Here is a 24834-nt window from a genome sequence, read left to right as displayed (position 1 = left end):
CGCAGCGTGCGCACGGCGGGAAAGGAGCGTATGTTGCGCATCGCACGCCCCCGCATCGCACCCTGATGCCCCCTTGCGCCCATCGGCCGTGCCACCATCATGCGGGCGGTGACCGGTGATACGAGAACACGAAGACCATTCAGAGGCGACGAAGGAGCAGGGCGTGCAGCCACCGAAGGCGGCCGACGCCTCCGATGCCGAGCCGCGTCCGGACAGGGCCCGGAAGCCGGGCACGGACGCGGAGGCCCCTGCCGGATCGACCCTCGCCGGCTCCGACGAGTCGCAGGCCGAGCGCGTCTCCGGTGACGAACCGCTGCTGCCCGCCCGTGTGCACCGCCCCTCCGACCTGCTGCGCCTGCTCATCGGGGTGCTGGCGGTCATCGTGCTGTTCTCCGTCGCCGCCTTCGCCCACGGTACGACCACGGGCCTCGAAGAGGACATCAACAAGGGCACGGGCCAGGCTCCCGACCTGCTGATCAAGCTCGCCGGGCTGGTCTCCAGCATCGCCGTGCTGCTCGTCCCGGTCGCCTTCGCCATCGAGCGGCTGATCAAACGCGACGGACTGCGGATCGCCGACGGGGTGCTGGCCGCGGTCCTGGCGCACGGGGTGACGCTCGCCGCGGACCTGTGGGTCGCCAAGTCCGCCTCCGGCACCATCCGGGACGCGCTGACCCAGCCGCAGCCCGGCGACGCGCTCACCGATCCGGTGCACGGTTACCTCGCACCCGTGATCGCGTACATGACCGCGGTCGGGATGGCGAGACGGCCGCGCTGGCGGGTCGTGCTGTGGGTGGTGCTGCTGCTCGACGCCTTCGCGATGCTGGTCGGCGGCTACACGACCCCGTTCTCCATCGTGCTCACGGTGCTGATCGGCTGGACGGTGGCGTACGGCACGCTGTACGCGGTCGGCTCGCCGAACGTCCGCCCGACCGGCCAGCACCTGATGGCCGGTCTGCGGCACGTCGGCTTCCGGCCGGTCACCGCGATGCGCGCCGAGGACGCACCCGACTCCGGCGACCAGAGCGACCGGGGGCGCCGCTATCTGGTCTCCCTGGAGGACGGGCCACCGCTCGACGTGACCGTGGTGGACCGCGAGCAGCAGGCCCAGGGGTTCTTCTACCGGGTGTGGCGCAGGCTCACCCTGCGCGGCATCACCCAGCGGCGGTCCATCCAGTCGCTGCGCCAGGCGCTGGAGCAGGAGGCGCTGCTCGCCTACGCGGCGATCGCCGCCGGCGCCAACGCACCCAAGCTCATCGCCACATCCGAGCTCGGCCCGGACGCCGTGATGCTGGTCTACGAGCACATCGGCGGGCGGTCCCTGGACGCCCTGGCGGACACCGAGATCACCGACGATCTGGTGCGCGGGGCGTGGGAACAGGTCAAGGCCCTCCAGTCGCGCCGGATCGCGCACCGCAGGCTCACGGGCGACGCCATACTGGTGGATCGTTTCGGCAAGGTGTTCGTCACCGACCTGCGCGGCGGCGAGATCGCGGCCGGCGACCTGGTCCTGCGAATGGACGTCGCTCAGCTGCTCACCACCACCGGACTGCGGGTGGGCCCCGAGCGGGCCGTGGCCGCCGCGCTCGCCGTCCTCGGCCCCGACGCGGTCGCCGACTGCCTGCCCCTCCTCCAGCCGATCGCGCTCAGCCGCTCCACCCGGGCACAGCTGCGCCGGCTCGCCCGGGAACGCTCGCAGCGCGAGCGCGAGGCCGTTCTCGAAGCGTCGGACGCGGCCAAGCGCGCCCGCGCCGAGGACGCGGAGCTGTCCAGGAGCGGAGACCGCAAGAACGCCCGCAAGTCGCTGCGCACCGAGAAGCAGGCCGAGAAGCGGGCCATGGACGACGCCCTCGAAGAGGTGCGCGAGGAGGACCTGCTCTCCCAGATGCGCCGGGAGGTCCTGCTGATCCGGCCGCAGGCGCCGGTCGAGCCGGTCCGCCTGGAACGCATCAAGCCGCGCACCCTGATCAGCTTCATCGCCGGTGCCATCGCCGCGTACTTCCTGATCTCGCAGGTCACCGAGGCCGACTTCGGGGCGGTCGTGGAGCAGGCGGAATGGGGCTGGGTGGCCGCCGCGCTCGGCTTCTCGGCGCTGAGTTACGTGGCCGCCGCGATGAGCCTGCTGGGCTTCGTGCCCGAGCGGGTGTCGTTCGGCCGGACCGTCCTCGCGCAGGTCGCCGGGTCGTTCGTGAAGATCGTGGCGCCGGCGGCGGTCGGCGGAGTGGCGCTGAACACCCGGTTCCTCCAGCGATCCGGGGTGCGGCCCGGCCTCGCGGTGGCCAGTGTCGGCGCCTCCCAGCTCTTCGGCCTGGGCTGCCACATCCTGCTGCTGGGCGCCTTCGGCTACCTGACCGGCACCGAGAAGACACCGTCCTCGCTCACCCCGTCCAGGACCGTGATCGCCGGGCTGCTGACGGTCGCCGTGCTGGTCCTCGTGGTCACCGCCATCCCGTTCCTGCGGAAGTTCGTGGTGACCCGGGTGCGGTCGCTGTTCGCCGGAGTCGTCCCCCGCATGCTCGACGTGGTGCAGCGTCCGCAGAAGCTGCTCACCGGGATCGGCGGGATGCTGCTGCTGACCGGCGTCTTCGTGATGTGCCTGGACGCCTCGGTCCGGGCGTTCAGCGGGCCGGACACCCCGCACCTCAGCTACGCGAGCATCGCGGTCGTCTTCCTCGCCGGCAACGCGCTCGGCTCGGCCGCGCCGACCCCGGGCGGCATGGGCGCCGTCGAGGGCGCGCTGACGCTGGGTCTGATCGCGGTCGGCCTGCCGAAGGAGGTCGCCGCCCCGGCCGTGCTGCTGTTCCGGCTGATGACCCTGTGGCTGCCGGTCCTTCCCGGCTGGCTGTGCTTCAACCACCTCACGCGCAAGGGGCAGCTGTGAAGCCCGGGCGCTGACCGGCGGGGCGCGCCCGACCCTACGTGCACGGGCCACCCAGTTGGCCCGGCACCCCGTGCGCGGACCCCGCCGCCACCGCAGCATGGAGCGATGAGGACCTCCCCTGCCCTGCGCGCCGCGGCCCTCGCCGCCACCGTGACCGTGCTGCTCCCCCTCGCCGGCTGTGCGGACGGCGGTGACACGGAACCCGCCGGCCCGACGAGCCAGGGCCGCGCGGCGAACGCCGCCACCGGCAGCCCGTCCGGCCTCGCCTCCCAGAAGCTGACCTGGAAGAAGTGCCCCGCGCCTTCCCAGGCCCAGGGCGGCGGAAACCCGCCCTCCCCGCTGCCCGGCGGGGCGAACTGGGAGTGCGCCTCCATGAAGGCCCCCCTCGATTACGCGAAGCCGGACGGCGCCACCGTCGAGCTGGCTCTCATCCGCGCGAAGGCGATCAGCCCGAAGAAGCGGATCGGCTCGCTCATCTTCAACTTCGGCGGCCCCGGCGGCTCGGGCGTCGCCACCCTGCCCGCTTTCGGTACGGCGTACGACAAACTGCGCACCCGGTACGACCTGGTGAGCTTCGACCCGCGCGGAGTGGGGAACAGCGACGGCGTCGAGTGCGAGACCGACAAACAGCTGGACGCCCGCTACCAGGAGGACGGCACCCCGGACGACGCGGCGGAGGAGAAGGCGTTCGTCCAGGACACCAAGAGGTTCGCCGCCGCCTGCGAGGAGCGGTCCGGTGAGCAGCTTCCGTACGTCGGCACCACCAACGCCGCCCGCGACATGGACCTGATGCGCCAGGTGCTCGGTGACGACAAGCTGTACTACTTCGGCATCTCGTACGGCACCGAGCTGGGCGGCGTCTACGCGCACCTGTTCCCCGGGAAGGTCGGACGGGCGGTCCTGGACGCGGTGGTCGATCCCACCGAGGACGCCGAGCAGTCCTCGCTGAGCCAGGCCAAGGGCTTCCAGCTCGCGCTGGACAACTTCACGAAGGACTGCGCGGACCGGGGTGACGCCTGCAAGCTGCCCGGGTCCGATGCCAAGGAGATCGAAAAGGGCATCTCCTCCCTGCTGGACCAGCTGGAGAAGAAGCCCGTCACGGGCATCGGCGCCCGCAAGCTGACCGAGACCCAGGCCACCACCGGCATCGCGGCGGCCCTCTACTCCAAGGAGACCTGGCCGCTGCTGGAACAAGGTGTGGACGAGGCCGACGGCGGGAACGGCTCCCTGCTGCTGGCGCTCGCCGACTCCCTCAACGGCCGCTCCGACGACGGGCGGTACGACAACTCCGCCGCCGCCTACTCAGCGATCAGCTGCGCCGACTCGCGCCAGCGGTTCACGCTGGAGGAGACGAAGGCGAAGCTCCCCGAATTCCGCGACGCCTCACCGGTCTTCGGCGACTACCTGGGCTGGGGCCTGATGGGCTGCACCGACTGGCCGGTCAAGGGCACCTGGAAGACCCCGGACGTCAGCGCCCCCGGCTCCGCCCCCGTCCTCGTCATCGGCAACACCGGCGACCCGGCGACCCCGTACGAGGGCGCCAGGGCGATGGCCGAGGAGCTGGGCGAGGGCGTCGGCGTGGAGATGACGTACAAGGGCCAGGGGCACGGCGCGTACAACAGCGGCGACGCCTGCGTGCAGAAGGCGGTCGGCGGCTATCTGCTCGACGGCAAGGTCCCGGAGGCCGGCACGGTCTGCGGCTAGGACGGCCGCAGGTGCCCCCTACGATGGGCGAACTGCCGTACGGGCAGCGCTCGACGGGGAGGGAACGCACACGTGGTCGCACACGCACGGGCCGGGGCACTGGCCACCGCCGCACTGCTGCTGACGGGGGTACTCGCGGGCTGCGAGGACGGTACGGACGGCAAGCCGGGCAAGCGGGCGGACGGCTCCACCGCCTCCTCGCCCTCTTCGCTCGCCTCGCAGCACCTGGACTGGACCCGGTGCGAGGCTCCCGAGGGCGGTGAGGCGCCGGGCTCCGAGTGGCGCTGCGCGACGGTGAAGGTTCCGCTGGACTACGCGAAGCCGAAGGGCGACACAATCGGCATCGCCCTGATCCGCAAGGAGGCCACGGACACGTCCGAGCGTCTGGGGTCGATGCTCTTCAACTTCGGCGGACCGGGCGGCTCCGGCGTCTCGATACTGCCGCGCGCCGCCGCCGGGTACGCCACCCTCAACTCGCGTTACGACCTGGTGGGCTTCGACCCGCGCGGGGTGGCGGGGAGCGCCGGGGTGCGGTGCCGCGACGACAAGGCGCAGGAGAAGGCGTACCAGGATGTGGACATGACGCCGGACACGGCGGCCGAGGAGACGGCGTTCATGGCGGACGGCGCCGACTTCGGGGCCGGCTGCGCACGCCTGTCCGGCAAGGTCCTCCCGTACGTCGGAACGACGAACGCCGCCCGCGACATGGACCTGATCCGCCAGGCCCTCGGGGACGAGAAGCTGACGTACTTCGGCATGTCGTACGGCACCGAGCTGGGCGGCACGTATGCCCACCTCTTCCCGAAGCGCGTGGGGCGTACGGTCCTCGACGCGGTCGTCGACCCGACCGCGGACGCCACCGGGCACGCCCGCAACCAGGCGACCGGCTTCCAGCGGGCGCTGGAGAACTACTTCAAGGACCGCGGCGAGGACCCGGAGGCGGGCACCCGGCGGGTCGCGGCGCTGCTGAAGCGGATCGACGCCGGGCCGCTGCCGACCGGCACGGACCGCGAGCTCAACCAGTCGCTGGCGATCACCGGCATCGTGCTCCCCCTCTACTCCAAGGACAACTGGCCCACCCTCACGCGGGCCCTGGACGAGGCCGAGAAGGGCAGCGGCACCACGCTGCTCCAGCTCGCCGACTCGTACAACGGCCGGGACGAGAACGGCCACTACGACACCCAGAACCACTCGCAGCGGGCCATCTCCTGTGCGGACGGCAAGGCCCGGCCCACGGCGGCCGAGGCGAAGGCGCTGCTGCCCGAGTTCGAGAAGCTGTCCCCCGTCTTCGGTCCGTTCCTGGCCTGGGACACCGCGGGGTGGTGCTCCGGCTGGCCGGTGGAGGGCGAGCACGACGACCCGGAGGCGAGCGCTCCGGGCGCCGGTCCGATCCTGGTCGTCGGGACGACGGGCGACCCGGCCACGCCGTACGAGGGCGCCCGCAGGATGGCGGACGAGCTGGGCGAGGGCGTCGGCGTGCTGCTCTCCAACAAGGGCGAGGGGCACGGCGCGTACGGCGGCAACAGCTGTGTGACGTCCACCGTGGACTCGTACTTCCTGGACGGGAAGGTCCCGGCGGACGGCAAGACCTGCTCGTAGGGGTGCCTGCGAACGCCGAAGGGGCCGGCCCGCGCGATGCGGACCGGCCCCTTCCGAGCGTTCTAGTAGACCGGCTTCTCGGGCTCGATCTGGTTGACCCAGCCGATCACGCCGCCGCCCACGTGGACCGCGTCGGCGAAGCCCGCCGACTTGAGGACCGCGAGGACTTCCGCACTGCGGACACCCGTCTTGCAGTTCAGGACGATGCGCCTGTCCTGCGGGAGGTCCTGGAGGGCGTTGCCCATCAGGAACTCGTTCTTCGGGATCAGCCGGGAGCCCGGGATCGCGACGATCTCGTACTCGTTCGGCTCGCGGACGTCGATGATCTCGATCTTCTCGTCGGCGTCGATCCACTCCTTGAGCTGCTTCGGAGTGATGGTCGAACCGGCCGCCGCCTCCTGGGCCTCCTCCGACACGACGCCGCAGAACGCCTCGTAGTCGATGAGCTCGGTGACGGTGGGGTTCTCGCCGCAGACCGCGCAGTCGGGGTCCTTGCGCACCTTGACCTGGCGGTACTGCATCTCCAGGGCGTCGTAGATCATCAGCCGGCCGACCAGCGGGTCGCCGATGCCGGCGAGCAGCTTGATGGCCTCGTTGACCTGGATCGACCCGATGGAGGCGCAGAGCACGCCGAGGACGCCGCCCTCGGCGCAGGACGGAACCATGCCCGGCGGGGGCGGCTCCGGGTACAGGCAGCGGTAGCAGGGACCGTGCTCGGACCAGAACACGGACGCCTGGCCGTCGAAGCGGTAGATCGAGCCCCAGACGTAGGGCTTGTTCAGCAGGACCGCGGCGTCGTTGACGAGATAGCGGGTGGCGAAGTTGTCCGTGCCGTCCACGATCAGGTCGTACTGGGAGAAGATGTCCATCACGTTCTCGGCTTCCAGCCGCTCTTCGTGAAGGACCACGTTGACCAGGGGGTTGATTCCCTGGACGGTCTCCTTGGCCGACTGCGCCTTGGACTTGCCGATGTCGCCCTGGCTGTGGATGACCTGGCGCTGCAGGTTCGACTCGTCTACCTCGTCGAACTCCACGATGCCGAGCGTGCCGACACCGGCGGCGGCCATGTACATCAGGGCCGGCGAACCGAGGCCGCCGGCGCCGACACAGAGCACCTTCGCGTTCTTCAGCCGCTTCTGCCCGTCCATCCCGACATCCGGGATGATCAGGTGGCGGGAGTACCTGCGGACCTCGTCGACGGTGAGCTCAGCAGCTGGCTCGACCAGGGGTGGCAGCGACACAGGAACCTCAACAATGCAGGTGGTCGGTTTCTACGTACTTCGACTACGTACGGTTGTTCTTCCCGTAACACTGCCACGCCCCTCCTCATTCCGAGATACCAGGTCCGATCCGCGAGACGATTTCGTCCCAGTACCTGGGCAGTGCCGCGAATGGATCGCTTTGTCCGTGCCCGTTCCCCGGGCCGGACCGTCCGCCGCGGTCGGTGAAGAAGATCGTCCCCGCGCCCTGCCAGCGGGCGATGCGCATCGCCTCCTCCAGATGCGTGCGCGGAACGCCGTGCACGAAGTGCGCGAAGCGGCCCGGCGGGTAGGCCGCGGTCCACTCCGCCACCTGCGACCACCGGTAGTCGCTCCACGCGCCCCGGAACGTGACGAGCTGGTCGCCGGTCTCCGCGTAGCCGGGATACGGGTGGGTGTCGTGACCCAGCACGAGGTGGCCGTCGTCCTCCCCGAGGAAGGCCCGCAGGGTGCCGGCGAGACGGCGGACGGCGGGGAGTTCGGCCCGGCCGGCCGGGCAGCGGTCGAGGTAGAAGCCGTCCACCCGGTACCAGTCCAGGTAGGACCGCGCGTCGGCGAGCAGATCCCCGAACGGGCGGGTGCCGTGGGCGAGGTCGAGCTGTCCGAGCAGCCTGCCGCCGGACGCCCGTACGGCATCGCGCGGGTCCCCTTCGCGCAGCGCGCGGGCGCGGGCGTTGCGGAGCCGTCCGGCCGCCTCCAGGCAGTGCGGGTCGGGCCTGCTGCCGGGGCCGTTGTCGATGTTGAGGACCGCCCAGTGCAGCGGGGTGCCGGGACGGGCCAGCTCGGCCCACTCGGCCGGGGCGAGCAGCGGGTGGGCGTAGCCGGGGACGCCGAAGCCGATCCGGTCGGCGCCGCTGGTGCGCCGGGCGGTGCCGGTGCTCGTCAGATACGGCACGCCGCCTCCATCCAGATGTCGGCGAGCGACTCCTCCAGGTTGATCCGGGGGCGCCAGCCGAGCCGGTCCCGCGCGGTGCGGACGTCGGCCTGCTGCCAGGTGCCGCAGCCGTCCGGGTACGGGGACGGGGTGGCCGAGAGGTGTTCGATGACCGACTCGGTGGAGGTGCGGGGAGCGCCGATGGGGAGGCGGGCGGGGGGCGTGTCCAGCTCGTGGAGCGCGCCGGCGTATCCGGCGACCTTGGCGAGGACGGCCGCCGCGTCGCGCAGCCGGACGGCCCGGCCAGTGCCGATGTTGACGACGCCCTGGGCGGCGGAGAGCGAGGCGGCGTGCACGGCCCGCGCCACGTCGCGTACGTCCACGAAGTCCCGCTGCACGCCGAGGCCGCTGAGCTTGAGCTCGCCGTCCCCCGCCTGCATCGTGCGGCGCATCGCCTCGGCGAGCCGGCCGAGCGGGGATCCGGCCGGGGTGCCGGGGCCGACCGGCGAGAAGACCCGCAGGACCACCGCGTCGAGGCCGGAGCCGAGGACGAGTTCGGTGGCGGCGAGCTTGCTGACGCCGTACGGGCCGCCGGGGCGCGGGATGGCGTCCTCGGCGGTGGAGGACCCGGGCTGGGAGGGGCCGTACTCCGACGCGCAGCCGACCTGGACCAGCCGGGCGGTGCAGCGGCTGCGCCGCATCGCCTCGCAGACGGTGGCGACGGCGACGGTGTTGTGCCGGGTGAGGTCGCGCGCGCCGCCCCGGGTCGCGCCGGCGCAGTTGACGACGACCCCGGGGTGGACGGCGTCCAGGAAGCGGGTGAGCGCTCCGGGGCTGCCGGTCGCGAGGTCGAACCGCACGTCGGCGTCGTCGCCGCGGCCGAGTGCCGTGAGGTGGACGGCGGGGTCGGCGAGCAGCCGGTCGGCGACGAACCGGCCGATGAATCCGTTGGCTCCGAGCAGCAGCACCCTCATCGCGCACCGCCCCGGCCTGAGGGCCGACGGCGGGCTGCCGGTGCGGGGGATTGGCGGGTCATGTCGGTGTCTCCTTGAGGCTGTTCCGTACGTCTCGGTGCGTACGGTTCGGGTGGTGACGGGCCCGCGGCGTCGGCTCCGCGGGGGGCTCGGGGGGCCGCCTCAGGGGGCGGCGTGGGCTGATGCCCGGGAGAGGGCGAGTACGGCGGTGATCAGCAGGCCGAACCCGGCGGTGCCGCAGGCCAGTACGGGCACGACCCCGGCGCCCGCCGCCTCGATGAGGGCGTCGACGGGGCGGGCGACCACGTGGAGCCCGGGCAGCCGGCCGGCCAGGATCAGGGCGGGAGCGGCGGCCTCCATGGCGCAGGCGGCGGCGAGTCCGGTGGCGGCGCTTTCGGGGAAGCCGTGAACGGTCAGGAGCCGGGCCAGCAGGAGCAGGACCCCCAAGGCGGCGGCCCCGGCCGGTGAGCCGCCGGCGCCGAAGCCCAGACGGGCCAGGTACAGCAGCCCGGCGAGGGCGCAGACGAAGAGCGCGACGACGCCGAACAGCGGGGGGCGCACGCCCGCGCCGAACTCCTCCAGCGCGCGGCTGCCGTGCAGTCGGCGCTGCGCGGACAGGGCGAACAGGTGCACGCACCAGGCGGCCGGGGCCACCGCGACGGCGAGCCCCAGCAGGGGGGCCGGGGTCAGCGTCCAGGGGCCCTCGGGGCCGCCGCTGAGGACCTGGCGGAGCAGGTCGTCGCCGTACAGGACGTAGCCGAGCAGCCAGCAGGCGCAGAGCGCGGCGGTGCCGGACGGCCCCCTCCCGTCCCTGGCGCTCAGCGGGCCGGTGCGCAGGGCGAGGGCGAGGCCGATGAGCGCGAGGAGGGTCCCGGCGGAGCCGAGGGCGAGCCGGGCGTCGCCGCCGAGCACCCCGTCGGTCAGCCCGAGCACGACGAGGGTCGCCAGACAGGCGGCGCCGGGCAGCAGGGCGCGCAGGGACCAGGCGGCGCGCGTGGTGACGTCGCGCGCTGGGGCAGGGCCTTCCGGCACGGGCTCCGCCGCGACCGCCGGGACCCGCGCGAAGAGCTCCTCGGCGAGCGAGAACACGTCGCGGTGCCGGTAGCGGGCGGCGGTGCGGTCGGTGACGCCGTGAGCCTCCAGACCGGCGGCGATCTCCAGTGGATCGACGGCCCGTTCGCACAGGTCCCGGTGGCGGTGCATGAGCGCCCGCACCGGGTCGGCGGTCCCCCGCCGGCCGACGACGGTCTTGCGCGGCGCGGGGTGCGCGTGCGCCACTTCGGGGGCGCGCGCGGGCGCGCTCCCGACTCCGGCGTCGGGCGCCGGGGCGGCGTCCCCCTGGTGCCCCTCGCGGCTCATCGTCGTTCCTCCGTGGTGCTGTTCGCCCGGTGCCGGGCCGGGCGGGCCCGCCGTCTCATGGCTACGCATCGCCGCCCCCCGCGCCCGCCCAGCTGGGGGTGCGGTCGGCGCGTTCCCGGCCGGGCGGCTCCGGCCAGGGGCCCAGGACGTGGGCCTCCGGCGGGGTGGCGAAGGGGCGCGGGCCGTCGTGGGCGGCCGGCCGGGGCCTCTCGCGTACCGGCGCCCGCGCGATCAGCTCCAGGTAGATGCCGTGGAAGGCGGCGAGATTCTGCTCGACGCCGAAGAGTTCGAGCGCCCGGGCGCGCGCCGCCGCCCCCAGGCGCGCACGGCGCTCCGGGTCGCGCAGGAGCGCGAGGCAGGCGTCCGCGAGCGCCCGGGGGTTGCGCGGTGGGACCACCAGACCCGTACCGCCGATGACCTCGACCACCGCGCCGACGTCCGTCGACACCGTGGCCCGGCCGCAGAACATCGCCTCGACCAGGCTGATCGGAAAGCCCTCCACCACGCTGGAGAGCACCACGACGCCGCCCGCCGCGTACGCCCGCGCCAGCTCCGGGACCTCGGGCCCGCCGATCTCCTCGAAGGCGACGGCGTCCTCCTCGGGGAAGAGCTCGTCGGCCAGCGTGCGGCAGCGGGCCAGGTAGGCGGCGCCCGCCGGGCCGGGGGCCGGGGCACCGATGATCCGCAGCCTGGCGTCCGGCTCGGCCAGGCGCACCTCGGCGAAGGCGCGCAGGAGCCCGGCCAGGTCCTTGGCGGGCTCGATGCGGCCGACCCAGACGAGCGTGTCGGGCCCGCCGCCGTCCTCGCTCTCGCCGAGCGCGGCGAACCGGGCCGCGTCCATGCCGGGGTACACGGTCCGCACCTTCGCGGGGTCGGCACCGCAGCGCTCCTGCCAGCGGCGGGCGTGGGTGTTGCCGGGGGTGATGAGCGCGGCCTGCCGGTACACCTCGGTGGCGAGCCGCCCGTGCAGGTTCGCGAGGAGGGCGCGCACCGGCGCGCTGGCCGGCCCACCGCCCGACGCGAGGTAGTGCGCCCGCACCCGCACGGAGTGCTCGGTCACCAGCAGCGGCACTCCGAAGAAGCGTTTGGCCAGCAGACCCGGCAGGGCGGCGGCACCGCCCGCCGTCGCGTGGCAGAGGTCCACGGCACCGAGGCCGTCCTCCTCGTACCAGTCGAGCGAGAGGGGACGCAGCACCCGGTCCAGCTCGGCGGTGAAGGCGAGCAGGTCGGTGACGGTGGCGCTCTGCACGGTGCGGCCGGTGCCGGGCGCGCGGCAGGCGGCCTCCAGGACGCGCACGGCCGTCTCCGAGCGCAGGGCCGCGGGCAGTCCGCCGTGTTCCCGGGCGAGGTCGGCGAGTCCGTAGAGCCCCCGGGTGAACCGCTCGTCCGTGAGCCGCGCTCCCGCGCCGCCCTCCGTGTGGCCGCCCGCCTCCGTGTCCGTGCGGCTTCGCTCACTGCCCGCGGCGGCGCAGACGGAGGCCACGAGGCCCGCGAAGTGCGCGGTGAAGCGCCTCCGTTCACGCCGGGCGTACATCCGCGCGCCCCCACCCGTCAGCAGCCGGGCCAGCGGCCCCCGGGGGGCGTGCAGGCCGAGGGTGTCCTCGTCGGCGGTCCACAGGGGCGCGGTGCGCACGCCGGCGACCTGGGGAGGGAGCCGGACCCAGCCGGCCGCCTCCTGTTCGGCGGAGCGGCTGAGCGCGAAGAGGTCGAACTCGTGCTGTGCGAGCCCGCGTACGAGCCGGTCGCACCAGAGCCTGGATTCACCGGTCGCGTACGGATAACCACCGTCGGTGAGCAGTCCGATCCGCACGAGCGCACCCCCGATCTCCCTGATGAACGGCCGCCGTTCCTTCGGCGACTCGCGGCGGGACGACCGTAAGCGGATACGCCGGTGGCGCGACGGACGGTTGTCCATCGCGCCACCGAAAGGGGTGAACCGGCGTAACTTTCCCGGCGGAATAGCGTTCTGTCGCGCTATAGAAACTGAGGGTTACTCGGCGGTGGGGTAGACCCAGGCATTCGGGCGGCATTCGATGCCGTCGAGATCCAGCGTCTTGGTCTGCTGCTGCATCACCGGCGCGAGCGCGCCCTCCGTCCGGCAGCTCGCGTGGTTGTGGCCGAGCCGGTGGCCGACCTCGTGGTTGATGAGCATCTGCCGGTACGAGAACAGCTTGTCCGGTCCGAAGGTGGCCGAACCCTGTGCCCAGCGATAGGCGTTGATCATCACGCGCTCGGTGGCGGCCGAGTCGCAGGAGACGTTGTCCTCCATGGTGTCGAGGCCCGACTTGGCACACCAGGCACCGGTGGTGCCGGGGCTCGCCAGCGTGATGACGAAGTCCGGCTCACCCTCGGAGATCCGTTCGAAGGTCATGTCGCCGTCGTGCGCCCAGCTCCGGTCGTCGTTGAGGGTCTTCTGGACGGCCCGGGCGAACAGCTGGGCGTCGAGCCCGAGGCCCTTCTCCACATCGATCCGGTAGCGGTGGACCGTCCCCTTGCCGGGCGCCTTGGCGGAGCCGGGCACGGTCTCGAACTTCCCCGAGCCCGTCAGCGCCGGCGACAGCGGATAGGGCTTGGCCATTTTCTGTTCATACGTAAGGGGCTTGACCGCCGCCGCCTCGGGCGAGGGGGTCGTACGGCTGTCCGAACGTGACGCGTCGCCCGCGTCGTCCCGGTCGACCTCCGCCGCCCGCGCGGCGCCGTTCCCGGAGGTGCTGTCGTGGGCGACCTGCCCGGCCACGACGACCGCGAGCACGGTGGTCACCGCGGCGGCCGCGATACCGGTGAGCGTACGGCCCTTGCCTCCCCTGGCCTCCTTGGCCGGGGTCCCCTCCGCGTCGCTCCGGGTCTCCGGCTCGCGGCTGTCCCGGTCGGTGACGGAGGGGTGCGGGTCGTCGGCCACCGGGTCGCGCCGGCGCGGGGCGGGCGGTGCGGGCGGGCTGTCGAAGGCGTCGACGAACTCGCGCCGCGGGCCCGGTATCAGCGGCCGGGTACCGGCGGCCTGCTGGTGGTGCGGGGGGCGCGGAGCGCCGGGGCGCGCGCTGGGCGCGGGCGCCTGGAGGCCGGGGCGGCCCGGGGCGCGCATGGGGCCCGTACCCCAGCCGCCGCCGGGTTCACGCTGCTCGGGGTGGCCGCCGCGCACCTCGGGCGCCCCCGCGAAGGGCGCGGGTCCCGCCTGCCGTCTGCGCCGTCCGGTGCCGGCGACGGGCCGGGCGGCCTCGCGCCCCGCTTCGTTCGGCTCCGCCTGCCCGGTCCCGGGCGCGCTGGGCCCGGGGCCCTTCCGGCTGTGTCGTCCCACGCCCTGGATCAGCTCCCGCCGCATTCGTCGAGCAATTCCCGGAACGCCTGGGCGACCGCCTCCGGGTACTCCATCATCGCCACGTGCCCGGCATCGGGCAGTGTCAGCAGGCGCGCGTCGCGGAAGGCCGCGGACGCCCTGCGGGCCATCCGGAACGAGACGAGCCGGTCCCGTCCGCCGTACACCAGCTGGGTCGGCGCGAGCACCCGCTCGGCCTGGCGCCACAGCCCGTGCTGTCCGCCCAGCGTGTACGCGTCGACGATGCCACGGGCGGAACGCGCCATGGCGTCCCAGAAGTACGGCAGTTCCAGCCGGCGCTCCATTTCGGCCACCGCGTCGCGGAAGCCCGCCTCGGAGACCCGTGCCGGATCGCCGTAACAGAGTGCCATGACTCCGCGGGTGCGGTCCTCCGCGGTCCAGTCCCGGGAGAGCCGGGCGAACAGGGAGGCGACACCCGGCAGTGCGAGCAGCGCGGTCGGGGCGGCCGTGCGCTGGACTCGGATCTCCGGGAGCGCGGGCGAGATGAGCGTGAGCGTACGCACCAGATCGGGGCGGACCGCGGCGACCCGGGTGGCGATCGCGCCGCCCATCGAGTTGCCGAACAGGTGCACGGCCCCGCGCTCCTGGGCGTCCAGAAGGCGGATGACCGCGCGGGCGTGTCCGGTGACCGAGTAATTGCCGTCGTCCGGAGGCGGCGAGTCGCCGAAGCCGGGCAGGTCGACCGCCTCGCAGTCGGCCAGGTCGTCCACGAGCGGCATCAGGGCCGACCAGTTCTGCGAGGAGCCGCCGAGCCCGTGCACGAAGAGGGCGGGCGGCAGCCCGGGCCCCCGGGACGGCCGCGAACGGACGGTCAGCGTCAGCCCGGGCAGCTCGACGGAGCGCATCCGCTCCCCCTCCGCGACCCTGACGGCGCTCACCGTGGGTGACACCGCTGCGGCGGCGGCGCGGACTCCCGGCAGCTCGGTCGAAGACATGCGGCAATGTTACGAGATGATCACACCGGGGTTCATGTGTTCGCCGTCACACGATCGCATAGCGGCTTTCCGGGGTACCTCATAGGCTCGAAGCGAGGAAGGGAGTCACCATGACGGTCGACCCGAGGGACCCGGAGACCTTCGAGGACGTCCAGCCGGACGAGCCCGACCAGGAGACGCCCGAGGCGGACGCCGCCGAGCAGCAGGCAGACCTCCGTCCGGAGGGGGACGAACCGCTCACAGACCTCGATCGCAGCGGCGCCAGCGAGGCGGACGCGGCGGACCAGGCCCGTGCGGTCCCACAGGATGAGGACGATTACCGCTGATACGTCCCGCTCTGCCCGCCGGGGCGGACAATCTGCGGCTACCGCAGCCGTCCGGTCCGTGAAATTCTGCGTCCGCGCCGCGCATACCCGGGTTACCCAAAAGTACGATGTCGGTATGGCGCGGCACGTACGGAACGGCTGTGTCGGACCACGAATTTGGGAGGCGGCGTGACAGCCATCGAGCAGACCGAGGCGGCGCGCCCGCGGGGCACTCGCCTGCCCCGCCGCGCCCGACGCAACCAGCTGCTGGGAGCCGCGCAGGAGGTCTTCGTCGCGCAGGGCTACCACTCCGCGGCGATGGACGACATCGCGGAGCGCGCCGGGGTCAGCAAGCCGGTGCTCTACCAGCACTTCCCGGGCAAGCTGGAGCTCTATCTGGCCCTCCTCGACCAGCACTGCGAGTCGCTGCTCCAGTCCGTGCGCACGGCGCTGGCGTCGACCACGGACAACAAGCTGCGCGTGGCCGCGACGATGGACGCGTACTTCGCGTACGTGGAGGACGAGGGCGGCGCCTTCCGGCTGGTCTTCGAGTCCGACCTGACCAACGAGCCCGCCGTGCGCGAGCGTGTGGACCGGGTCTCGCTCCAGTGCGCCGAGGCGATCTCCGACGTGATCGCGGGCGACACGGGCCTCTCCAAGGAGGAGTCCATGCTCCTCGCGGTGGGCCTCGGCGGGGTGTCCCAGGTGGTCGCCCGCTACTGGCTGTCGAGCCGGTCGGCCATTCCGCGCGACACCGCGGTCCAGCTGCTCACCTCGCTGGCCTGGCGCGGCATCGCGGGCTTCCCCCTGCACGGCATCGATCAGCACTGACCGCCCGCGCGGCGCCGTGTTCGCTGCGGGCGTGGCCGGCAAGACACCCCCAAGCGCCCTGACGAGTCCCCTCAGCGGGCTAATGTGTGCTGCGTACGGCGCGGTTCGCCGCGCAGGGACTGACCGTCGGAGGGACATAGCCGTGGAGGTCAAGATCGGGGTGCAGCACACGCCCCGGGAGATCGTTCTGGAGAGCGGGCTTTCCGCCGAAGAGGTCGAGAGCGCGGTGTCCGAGGCTCTCGCCGGCAAGGCGCGGCTGCTGAGCCTCACGGACGAGAAGGGCCGCAAGGTCCTGGTACCGGCGGACCGGATCGCCTACGTGGAGATCGGCGAGCCCAGCACCCGACGGGTGGGGTTCGGCGCGCTGTAGAGCGTACGAACGCGAGGAGCGGCCCGGCGGGAATCACCGCCGGGCCGCTCCTCATTCGGCGCCCGCACCCGGACCGGCGGTACGGCGGCCGGGCGAAGCCGGTGCGCGGGAGGGTTGTGAGCGGTCGCTCACGGGTAGTACCAGCAGGACCGAAGCGCCCGTTCCGTATCCCTGCGAGGTGATCGTCCGTGATCCTGGAAACGTTGAGCGCCGTCGTGCTCGGAGTGGTCCTCTCCTGGGCGGCGCTGCGCTCGCTCCCCGGCCGGCTCCCGGCCCGTCGGACCGTGTTCGGCACGGGGGCGCTCGGCGGCGTGTTCGGCGCGTCCCTGATGCACTCGGTGCTCGGCCCGGGCCACGCGGCGGCCGTCGTGGTGGGCGCCGCACTGATCGCCGCCGTGACGGTGTCCCTGCTGGTCCGGCCCCGCAGCCGCCGGCTGAGGCGGTCGGCCGCCGCCTGACATCCGGGCCCTCTACGCGGCCAGCCCCAGCGCGGCCATGCGCTTGGTGTGCGCCTCGGTGATCCGGGAGAACATCCGGCCCACCTCCGCCAGGTCGAAGCCGTCGGCGACCCCGCCGACCAGCATGGTCGACAGCGCGTCGCGGTCCGCGACCACCCGCTGCGCCTGCGACAGCGCCTCGCCCATCAGCCGCCGCGCCCACAGCGCCAGCCGGCCGCCGACCCTCGGGTCCGCCTCGATCGCCGCGCGCACCTTCTCGACGGCGAAGTTGCCGTGACCGGTGTCGTCCAGCACGGCGAGCACGAGCGAGCGGGTGTCGGAGTCCAGGCGGGCCGCGACCTCCCGGTAGAAGTCGCTGGCGATCGAGTCGCCGACGTACGCCTTGACCAGGCCCTCCAGCCAGTCCGACGGGGCGGTCTGGCGGTGGAAGTCGTCCAGCGCCCGGGCGAAGGGCTCCATGGCGGCGGTCGGCTCGACCTCGATGGCGGTCAGCCGCTCGGTCAGCCGCTCGAAGTGGTGGAACTCGGCGGACGCCATCTTCGCCAGCTCCGCCTTGTCGGCCAGCGTGGGCGCCAGCTTGGCGTCCTCGGCGAGCCGCTCGAAGGCCGCGAGCTCCCCGTAGGCGAGGGCACCCAGCAGATCCACGACGGCGGCCCGGTACTGCGGCTGCGCGGACGCGGTGGCCCAGTCCTGGTCGGCGATTCTGGTCGTCGCGGGGGCTTCGTTGGCGTTGTCAGGCGTCTCCATGCAGCGCAGAATAGCCCGCCCGGGCGGCGGCGGAAGGGCCCGCCCGACGACCGACGTCACACCGTTCCGACGAATTCGCCCCACACAGATGCGCGGATCCGGGGTACAGTGGTAATGCGCTTACTGAGCACTTTGCATCTGCTCGTGGCGCGAAATTGAATGAGGATGCCCGGTCGGTGGCCCGATCGGCTCCGACCCGACAGCCCTCCACGCGGTGCGTGCACACGTACGACCGCAGATGAGGGGCCCCCTCAGCGGCACGAGCGCTCGAGCGACGGCAGTGGTCCCGCGCCACCCGGCTTTTCCGCCGGATGACCAACCCCGGCACGGTACGACCCCCTTCGTTCGCCTCGGACCGCATCTCACAGAAGAGGCAGCACCCTGACTACGTTCCGAGACCTCGGGATTCTTTCCGAGACGGCCGAGGCCCTTGAGGCCGTCGGCATCACGTCCCCCTTTCCCATCCAGGAGCTGACGCTCCCGGTCGCCCTCTCCGGCTCCGACGTCATCGGCCAGGCCAAGACCGGCACCGGCAAGACGCTCGGCTTCGGCCTCCCGCTGCTGGAGCGCGTGACCGTCCTCGCCGACGTCGAGGCGGGCCGCGCGAAGCCGGAGGAGCTGACCGACTCCCCGCAGGCCCTCATCGTCGTGCCCACCCGCGAGCTGTGCCAGCAGGTCACCAACGACCTGCTCACCGCCGGCAAGGTGCGCAACGTGCGGGTCCTCGCGATCTACGGCGGCCGGGCCTACGAGCCCCAGGTCGAGGCGCTGAAGAAGGGCGTCGACGTGATCGTCGGCACCCCCGGCCGGCTGCTCGACCTCGCGGGCCAGCGCAAGCTGGACCTGTCCCAGGTCCGCGCGCTCGTCCTCGACGAGGCCGACGAGATGCTGGACCTGGGCTTCCTGCCCGACGTCGAGCGCATCATCACGATGCTGCCGGCGAAGCGCCAGACCATGCTGTTCTCGGCCACCATGCCGGGCGCGGTCATCTCGCTGGCCCGCCGCTACATGTCGCAGCCGACGCACATCAACGCCACCTCGCCCGACGACGAGGGCACGACCGTCAAGAACACGGCGCAGTACGTCTACCGCGCCCACTCGATGGACAAGCCCGAGATGGTCTCGCGCATCCTCCAGGCCGACGGCCGCGGGCTCGCGATGATCTTCTGCCGCACCAAGCGCACCGCGGCGGACATCGCCGAGCAGCTGGAGCGGCGCGGCTTCGCCTCCGGCGCGGTCCACGGCGACCTCGGCCAGGGCGCCCGCGAGCAGGCCCTGCGCGCCTTCCGCAACGGCAAGGTCGACGTGCTGGTCTGCACCGACGTCGCCGCCCGCGGTATCGACGTCGAGGGTGTGACGCACGTCATCAACTACCAGTCCCCCGAGGACGAGAAGACCTACCTGCACCGCATCGGCCGCACCGGCCGCGCGGGCGCCAAGGGCATCGCGATCACGCTGGTCGACTGGGACGACGTCCCGCGCTGGCAGCTGATCAACAAGGCCCTGGACCTGAAGTTCCCGGACCCGGTCGAGACGTACTCCACCTCGCCGCACCTCTACGAGGACCTCGACATCCCGGCCGGCACCAAGGGTGTTCTGCCCCGCGCCGAGCGCACCCGCGCCGGTCTCGGGGCCGAGGAGATCGAGGACCTCGGCGAGACCGGCGGCCGCGGCCGCAAGTCCGCCGCGCCGCCCGCCCGCGAGGAGCGGGCCCCGCGCACCCCGCGCCAGCGCCGTCGCACCCGTGGCGGCTCGTCGGTCGACGAGGGCGCCGCGACCGTGCCCGCCCCGGCCGCCGAGGCCGAGGCGTCGGCCGACGCGCCGCGCACCCCGCGCCGCCGCCGGCGCACCCGTGCCGGTGCGGCGGAGGCCATCGCGGCGGAGGCCGCGGTCGCCACGGCCGCGGTCGCCGTGGCCGAGGCCCCCGCGGCCGTGGTGACCGAGCCGGAGGCCGAGGCCGCGCCGAAGAAGCGCACCCGGACCCGGGCCGCCAAGCCGAAGACGGAGGCCGTCGCCGCCGAGGCCGTCGCGGAGACCGCGACCGCCGAGGCCGAGGCCAAGCCGCGTCGCCGCCGGGCCCGCGCCGCCCAGCCGGTGGCCGAGGAGGCCGCGTTCCAGGCCGAGCCGGTGGCCGAGCCGGAGGCGCCCGCCGTCACGCGGCCGCGCCGCCGCCGGGTGGTCAAGCCGGTCGAGGACGAGGTCGACTTCCAGATCGCGCCGATCTCCGAGCCCGAGCCGGTGCGCCGTCGTACGCGTACGGCCCCCAAGCCGAAGACGGAGGCCGTGGCGGAGGCAGCGACCGCCGAGGGCGAGGCCAAGCCGCGCCGGCGCCGGGCACCGCGCGCCACCGCGAAGGCCGAGGGCTGAGCGGACCACGCAACACCTGACGGGCGGCCCCGGGGAACTCTTCCCCGGGGCCGCCCGTCGTTCGCGGGCGCGGGCCGCCCGTCGTTCGCGGGCGCGGGCCGCCCGTCGTTCGCGGGCGCGCGGAACGTTCTAACCTCGTTCCATGAGCAGGCCACCCACCTTCACCCCGCCCTCCTGCGCCCGTGCCCGTGCGCTGCCCACCGCGCGCGGGGACTTCGCCGTGCTGGACGCGGCCCCCACCGGGACTCCGCGCGGTACCGCCCTGCTGGTGCCCGGGTACACCGGCAGCAAGGAGGACTTCATCGCGCTGCTGGAACCGCTCGCGGAGGCCGGCTACCGGGCCGTCGCCGTCGACGGGCGCGGGCAGTTCGAGAGCCCGGGGACGGACGACCTCCAGGAGTACGCGCAGGAGGAGCTGGCCCGTGACGTGCTCGCGCAGACGGCCGCGCTCGGCGCCGGCGAGGGCGCGGTGCACCTGCTGGGGCACTCGCTCGGGGGGCAGCTCTGCCGGGCCGCGGTCCTGCTGGACGCGGCGCCGTTCCGCTCGCTGACGCTGATGTCCTCGGGGCCCGCCGAGGTGGTCGAGGCTCAGCAGGTCAAGCTGAAGATCCTCGGTGACGCGCTGGCCACCATGACCATGAGCGCCGTCTGGGACGCGATGCGCGCCTTCGACCCGCCGGCCGAGGCGGAGACGGGCGGCGAGGACCTGCGGCGGCGGTGGCTGCTCCACCGTCCGGCCCAGCTGATCGCGACGGGCCGCCAGCTGGCCGCCGAGCCGGACCGGGTGGCCGAGCTCGCCGCGACCGGGCTGCCGGTCCATGTCGTCTCCGGCGAGGTGGACGACGTCTGGCCGGTGCCGGTGCTGGACGAGATGGCGGGGCGCCTGGGGGCGCGCCGGACCCGGATCGAGGGCGCCGAGCACTCCCCCAACACGGGGCGGCCGGAGGCGACCGCCGCCGCGCTCGCCTCCTTCTGGGACAGCCTGTAGGTCACCCCCAAAGTGCCCGTACCGCAGGGTCTCAGTACTGGGACTGGAGGTGCTGCCAGAAGCCGTCGCGCAGTGCGCGCCGCAGCGGGGGATGGCCGCGCAGCGAGCGCTGGAGGAGGCGTTCGGCCTCGTGCAGCAGGTCCTGGTCGACCGAGCCCGGCAGGAAGGGGTGCCCGGGCAGCAGGTCGGCCAGGGACTCACGGCCGCGCGCGGCGAGCCAGGCCGCCGCGATCTGCGCACCGACGAAGTGGACGTCCTCGCGGGAGGGCACGGGGGCGTCCTCCTCGTACGTGGTGACGGGGCGTCTGGTCACGTAGGGGCGGCAGAAGTCCAGGTCGAAGGTGCGCTGGCTGTCCACCTCCCAGAGCAGCGGCTCCGCCTGGTTGCGCCCCTCGCCCGCCTCGATGCCCCAGAGGTGGACGCGGGCGCCGTATCCCTGGGCGGCCTCGACGGCCGAGACCAGGTCCTCGTCGCCGCCGACGAGCGCGGCGTCGCTGATGGCCCGGTGGCGGGCGAGCGATTCCAGGTCGGTGCGGATGAGGGAGTCGACGCCCTTCTGCTGGTTGTTGGCGTTGAGGTTGCCGAGTCTGACCTTGACGTCGGGGAGTTCGGCGATGGTCTGCTGCTCGGTGGTGTGGATGCGGCGTCTGGCCCCGTCGTACCAGTACACGCGCAGCAGCCGGCTGTCCGCGAAGATGGTGCGGGCCTTGTCGATGAACGCCTCGATCAGCCCTTCGGCGTCGAGGTCGAAGGAGCGCCGGTCCTCGGTGCCGGTGACGAGCAGCCCGGCGGCGGCGTAGACGTAGCCCGCGTCCACGAAGATCGCGTGGGTCGACGGGGTCTTCGAGACCTCGGCGAGCACGCGTTCGAGCAGTGCGTTGGTGCGGTCCAGCCGCTCGCCGATCTCCGCGTCGTTCATGCGCGTCCCGTCGCGCCCGTACGCCTGATTACCAACGGGTATTTAGACATCCGAAAAATTTCCTTAGCGTAGGGAATGATTGCAGGGGGCAAGCCGTTGTACCCGGTGTGGGGCGCTCGACAGACATGCCTGGCGCTCCTCATCCTTGCGGACGGGACACCGTCCTCCCCGTAGTTCTCCAGCAGGAGGATCAGACGAAGGGAAGCCCTATGCGCTTCGAGATCATGCGACTCGACGATGTCGACGGTACCGCCGTGGACAGCACCGTCGTGGACGCCGCCTCCGTCAAGCGGATCGTGCAGCAGGCCGCGGCCACGGGCCAGCGCATCTACATCCGCCCGGCCGAAAGTCCGGCTTCGTAACACCTTGCCGATGTGAGTTGCCGTCATAACGAAGACGAAGCGCCCCCGCACGGAACGACCGTGCGGGGGCGCTGTTGCGTCCGGGCCCCGGTCAGCTGCCCTGGATGACCTGGGTGACGCCGTTGATGATCTGCTGCACGGCGATGGCGGACAGCATCATGCCGGCCAGCCTGGTCACGAGCACGACCCCGCCGTCCTTGATGACGCGGATGATCAGCAGCGAGTAACGCATGGTCAGCCAGAGCACGACGTGCATGACGAGGATCGCCGTCCACACCGAGACCTGGCTCGCCACGCTGTCGGCGTGCTGCACGGCGAGGATCACCGAGACGATCGCGCCGGGACCGGCGAGCAGCGGCATGCCGAGCGGTACGAGGGCGACGTTGACGTCCTTGGTCTGCGTCGGCTCGTCCGTCTTGCCGGTGAGCAGGTCGAGCGCGATGAGCAGCAGGAGCAGCCCGCCGGCGATCATCAGCGCCGGCACGGAGACGTGCAGGTAGTCCAGGATCTGCTGGCCGAGCACGCCGAAGACGGCGATGACGCCGAAGGCGACGGCAACGGCCTGGAGCGCCATCCGGCGCTGCACCTTGGCGGGGCGGCCGGCGGTGAGGGCGAGGAAGATCGGGGTGATTCCGGGCGGATCCATAATCACAAAAAGGGTGAGAAAAAGGGATCCGAAGACAGCGACGTCGAACACGGTGAGCCTTGTGGGGAGTGAGCGGGTGTGCGGCGGTGACCGCGGGGAAGAGACGCACCTCGGGGCCGCCGGGCATGCCGGACGGCGGCGGGGTGCGGTGAAGGGATGAGCGGCGTACGCGGGCGGGGCCCGGGTGCTGTCAGGCGGTGGCGGGTCCGCCGGCGCCCGGCACCGGGAAGGCTCCCGTGGCGCGCCGGGTGATCTCGCCGTAGATCTCCGGGTCGGTGGTGTACGCGCCGAGCTCCACGGTCTTGCGGCTCCCGTGGTAATCGCTGGAGCCGGTCGTCAGCAGCCCGAGCTCGCGGGCCAGTGCGCGCAGCCGGGTCCGGGTCGGCTCGTCGTGGTCCATGTGGTCGACCTCGATGCCGTCGAGCCCGGCGGCGGCCAGCTCGGCGATCCGCGCCTCGGGCACCGTACGACCACGCTTGACGGCGGCCGGGTGGGCGAAGACGGTGACGCCGCCCGCGGCCTTCACGAGCCGGATCGCGTCGAAGGGGTCCAGCTCGTGCTTCTCCGCGTACGCGCGGCCGCCGTCGCCGAGCCAGTCCGGCGTGAAGGCGTCGGAGACCGTCGGGACGACGCCCAGCTCGACGAGGGCGGTGGCGACGTGCGGCCGGCCGACGGAGCCGTCACCGGCGATGCGGGCGACCTGCTCCCAGGTGACGGGGACGCCCACGTCCTGGAGCTTGCGGACCATGGTCCGGGCGCGCGGCACCCGGTCGTCGCGCACCAGCTCGCGCTCGCGGGCGAACTCCGGCTCGTCCGGGTCGAAGAGGTACGCCAGCATGTGCAGGCCCACGCCGTCGACGCGGCAGGACAGCTCGGCGCCCGGGACGAGGGTGAGCCCTTCCGGGAGCGCGGCGGCGGCCTCGGCGTGCCCGCGCAGGGTGTCGTGGTCGGTGAGGGCGACGACGTCGAGGCCCGCAGCGGCGGCGCCCAGCACCAGCTCGGCCGGGGTGTCCGTGCCGTCCGACGCGGTGGAGTGGGTGTGCAGATCGATGCGCACGACTCGTACTCCAGTGCTCGCGGCCGGACGGGGGACACCCCAGGATAACCGGCGCGCGCGCTTGGTCCGCCCGGCGTCAGGGGCCCGTCAGCAGGCGGGGAGTGAGGGCGCCGCAGGGCACCAGGTCGACCTCTCCCCCGGCGTCGCGCAGGTCGGTGAGCACCAGCTCGTCGTACATGAGCAGTCCGGACTGCTCGGGCCACACGATGGCCCACAGCCACAGGCCGCGCGCCTCGCCCGCGAAGACGGCGCGGTCGGCGGGGGCGTGCTTGACATGCCAGAGGGGTGTGGGGCGTCCGGCGGCGAGCACCTTGGAGTCCGGGGGGCCGTCCACGCGCAGCAGGGGCCCGGGGTCGGGACCGTCGATGCCGGCGTACCGCGCGCCGAGCCCGACGCCCAGTTCCTCGGCGACGAGCAGCAACTCGCCCATGCCGCCGAGCGGTCCGGGTCCGGAGCAGGCGACGGCGGTGGCGCGTCCACCGGTGCGGTCGTCACCGGCGCAGGCGACGCCGGTGAACAGCCAGCCGACCGGGAGCGGCCAGGGCATCCACACGGGGACCCGCGCCCGGTGCACCACCACGCCGAGCGCCTCGACGCTCGGCGGGACGACGGGCTGGAGCGGATGGACGCTGCCGTGGACGTCGCACTGCCAGGTGTCGGCGAAGAGCCCCGGCGCCCTCACCCGGCCTCCGCACTTCGGGCAACTCGGTTCGCCCCTCATACCTTCCCACGGTCCTCTCCGGCCGTCGCCGCGTCAAGGACGATCACCCTTGCGCGCCGCGCACCCAGGCCCCTCTACCCCGCGCACCGTGGGGTCACCGGGCACCCCCGGGGAAATTTAGATGTAACTTGCATTCATTAGCTTCTC

The 24834-nt window shown here is 73.0% G+C and carries 22 protein-coding genes; 10 read left to right on the top strand and 12 right to left on the bottom strand.

Features of this window, described 5'->3' with window-relative positions; genetic code table 11:
• Positions 1-163: 163 nt before the first annotated feature.
• The 3 genes from ACLQ2N_RS00575 to ACLQ2N_RS00565 all read left to right on the top strand — a co-directional run bounded on the left by ACLQ2N_RS00575 (position 164) and on the right by ACLQ2N_RS00565 (position 6181).
• Positions 164-2878 carry a lysylphosphatidylglycerol synthase domain-containing protein gene (locus ACLQ2N_RS00575; protein WP_425808322.1) on the top strand — a complete coding sequence of 905 codons (2715 nt, stop codon included), beginning with the start codon at positions 164-166 and terminating at the stop codon, positions 2876-2878.
• 105 nt (positions 2879-2983) lie between these two features.
• Entirely contained in the window at positions 2984-4582 is a 1599-nt protein-coding gene (locus tag ACLQ2N_RS00570; RefSeq protein ID WP_425808321.1) for an alpha/beta hydrolase, read from the top strand.
• A gap of 72 nt (positions 4583-4654) precedes the next feature.
• Positions 4655-6181 carry an alpha/beta hydrolase gene (locus tag ACLQ2N_RS00565; protein ID WP_425808320.1) on the top strand — a complete coding sequence of 509 codons (1527 nt, stop codon included), beginning with the start codon at positions 4655-4657 and terminating at the stop codon, positions 6179-6181.
• A gap of 62 nt (positions 6182-6243) precedes the next feature.
• Here ACLQ2N_RS00565 and moeZ read toward each other — a convergent pair whose 3' ends face one another.
• The 7 genes from moeZ to ACLQ2N_RS00530 form a co-directional block, all read right to left on the bottom strand.
• Positions 6244-7422, bottom strand: a complete 1179-nt coding sequence (gene moeZ / locus ACLQ2N_RS00560) for an adenylyltransferase/sulfurtransferase MoeZ (protein WP_018105519.1) — start codon at positions 7420-7422, stop codon at positions 6244-6246.
• A gap of 85 nt (positions 7423-7507) precedes the next feature.
• Complete coding sequence (locus ACLQ2N_RS00555; protein WP_425808319.1) at positions 7508-8335, bottom strand: spherulation-specific family 4 protein; 828 nt, start codon at positions 8333-8335, stop codon at positions 7508-7510.
• Complete coding sequence (locus ACLQ2N_RS00550) at positions 8323-9288, bottom strand: NAD-dependent epimerase/dehydratase family protein (RefSeq protein WP_425808318.1); 966 nt, start codon at positions 9286-9288, stop codon at positions 8323-8325. Before ACLQ2N_RS00550 ends, ACLQ2N_RS00555 begins: the two co-directional genes overlap by 13 nt.
• A gap of 162 nt (positions 9289-9450) precedes the next feature.
• The gene (locus tag ACLQ2N_RS00545) at positions 9451-10647 is read right to left on the bottom strand and encodes a hypothetical protein (RefSeq protein WP_425808317.1); all 1197 of its coding nucleotides are present in this window, start codon (positions 10645-10647) and stop codon (positions 9451-9453) included.
• A 61-nt stretch (positions 10648-10708) separates the two neighbouring features.
• On the bottom strand, positions 10709-12457 hold the full coding sequence (locus ACLQ2N_RS00540) for a glycosyltransferase (RefSeq protein ID WP_425808316.1): 1749 nt from the start codon (positions 12455-12457) through the stop codon (positions 10709-10711).
• Between the two features lie 180 nt (positions 12458-12637).
• A complete protein-coding gene (locus ACLQ2N_RS00535) occupies positions 12638-13966 on the bottom strand; it encodes a DUF3152 domain-containing protein (protein WP_425808315.1) in 1329 nt (442 codons plus the stop codon).
• Entirely contained in the window at positions 13951-14916 is a 966-nt protein-coding gene (locus ACLQ2N_RS00530) for an alpha/beta fold hydrolase (protein WP_425808314.1), read from the bottom strand. Before ACLQ2N_RS00530 ends, ACLQ2N_RS00535 begins: the two co-directional genes overlap by 16 nt.
• A gap of 110 nt (positions 14917-15026) precedes the next feature.
• On the opposite strand from ACLQ2N_RS00530, the gene ACLQ2N_RS00525 reads away from it, so the two are divergent.
• From ACLQ2N_RS00525 to ACLQ2N_RS00510, 4 genes are all read left to right on the top strand, one after another.
• Positions 15027-15242, top strand: a complete 216-nt coding sequence (locus ACLQ2N_RS00525; RefSeq protein ID WP_425808313.1) for a hypothetical protein — start codon at positions 15027-15029, stop codon at positions 15240-15242.
• 168 nt (positions 15243-15410) lie between these two features.
• Positions 15411-16052, top strand: coding sequence for a TetR family transcriptional regulator (locus ACLQ2N_RS00520; protein WP_164398457.1), 642 nt, complete (start codon positions 15411-15413; stop codon positions 16050-16052).
• A 142-nt stretch (positions 16053-16194) separates the two neighbouring features.
• Positions 16195-16422, top strand: a complete 228-nt coding sequence (locus ACLQ2N_RS00515; RefSeq protein ID WP_374781919.1) for a DUF3107 domain-containing protein — start codon at positions 16195-16197, stop codon at positions 16420-16422.
• 188 nt (positions 16423-16610) lie between these two features.
• Complete coding sequence (locus ACLQ2N_RS00510; RefSeq protein ID WP_425808312.1) at positions 16611-16880, top strand: hypothetical protein; 270 nt, start codon at positions 16611-16613, stop codon at positions 16878-16880.
• Between the two features lie 12 nt (positions 16881-16892).
• Here the strand turns inward: ACLQ2N_RS00510 and ACLQ2N_RS00505 are convergent, their stop codons facing one another.
• A complete protein-coding gene (locus ACLQ2N_RS00505) occupies positions 16893-17627 on the bottom strand; it encodes a ferritin-like fold-containing protein (protein WP_425808311.1) in 735 nt (244 codons plus the stop codon).
• A 444-nt stretch (positions 17628-18071) separates the two neighbouring features.
• On the opposite strand from ACLQ2N_RS00505, the gene ACLQ2N_RS00500 reads away from it, so the two are divergent.
• Both ACLQ2N_RS00500 and ACLQ2N_RS00495 read left to right on the top strand, forming a co-directional pair.
• Positions 18072-19994 carry a DEAD/DEAH box helicase gene (locus tag ACLQ2N_RS00500; RefSeq protein ID WP_425808953.1) on the top strand — a complete coding sequence of 641 codons (1923 nt, stop codon included), beginning with the start codon at positions 18072-18074 and terminating at the stop codon, positions 19992-19994.
• 142 nt (positions 19995-20136) lie between these two features.
• Positions 20137-20982 carry an alpha/beta fold hydrolase gene (locus tag ACLQ2N_RS00495; RefSeq protein WP_425808310.1) on the top strand — a complete coding sequence of 282 codons (846 nt, stop codon included), beginning with the start codon at positions 20137-20139 and terminating at the stop codon, positions 20980-20982.
• Between the two features lie 31 nt (positions 20983-21013).
• Here the strand turns inward: ACLQ2N_RS00495 and ACLQ2N_RS00490 are convergent, their stop codons facing one another.
• Positions 21014-21901 carry an NYN domain-containing protein gene (locus tag ACLQ2N_RS00490; RefSeq protein ID WP_425808309.1) on the bottom strand — a complete coding sequence of 296 codons (888 nt, stop codon included), beginning with the start codon at positions 21899-21901 and terminating at the stop codon, positions 21014-21016.
• 209 nt (positions 21902-22110) lie between these two features.
• On the opposite strand from ACLQ2N_RS00490, the gene ACLQ2N_RS00485 reads away from it, so the two are divergent.
• On the top strand, positions 22111-22263 hold the full coding sequence (locus ACLQ2N_RS00485) for a hypothetical protein (protein WP_018105503.1): 153 nt from the start codon (positions 22111-22113) through the stop codon (positions 22261-22263).
• A 91-nt stretch (positions 22264-22354) separates the two neighbouring features.
• Here the strand turns inward: ACLQ2N_RS00485 and ACLQ2N_RS00480 are convergent, their stop codons facing one another.
• From ACLQ2N_RS00480 to ACLQ2N_RS00470, 3 genes are all read right to left on the bottom strand, one after another.
• Positions 22355-22960, bottom strand: a complete 606-nt coding sequence (locus ACLQ2N_RS00480; RefSeq protein ID WP_425808308.1) for a MarC family protein — start codon at positions 22958-22960, stop codon at positions 22355-22357.
• 139 nt (positions 22961-23099) lie between these two features.
• Positions 23100-23966 carry a PHP domain-containing protein gene (locus ACLQ2N_RS00475; RefSeq protein ID WP_425808307.1) on the bottom strand — a complete coding sequence of 289 codons (867 nt, stop codon included), beginning with the start codon at positions 23964-23966 and terminating at the stop codon, positions 23100-23102.
• 76 nt (positions 23967-24042) lie between these two features.
• Positions 24043-24687, bottom strand: coding sequence for a DUF6758 family protein (locus tag ACLQ2N_RS00470; RefSeq protein WP_425808306.1), 645 nt, complete (start codon positions 24685-24687; stop codon positions 24043-24045).
• Between the last annotated feature and the right edge of the window lie 147 nt (positions 24688-24834).

The organism is Streptomyces sp. DT224, from assembly GCF_049844595.1.
Taxonomy (GTDB): Bacteria; Actinomycetota; Actinomycetes; order Streptomycetales; family Streptomycetaceae; genus Streptomyces.
Note: the sequence above shows the minus strand (reverse complement) of the source record. Positions and strands in the feature narration are given on the sequence as shown.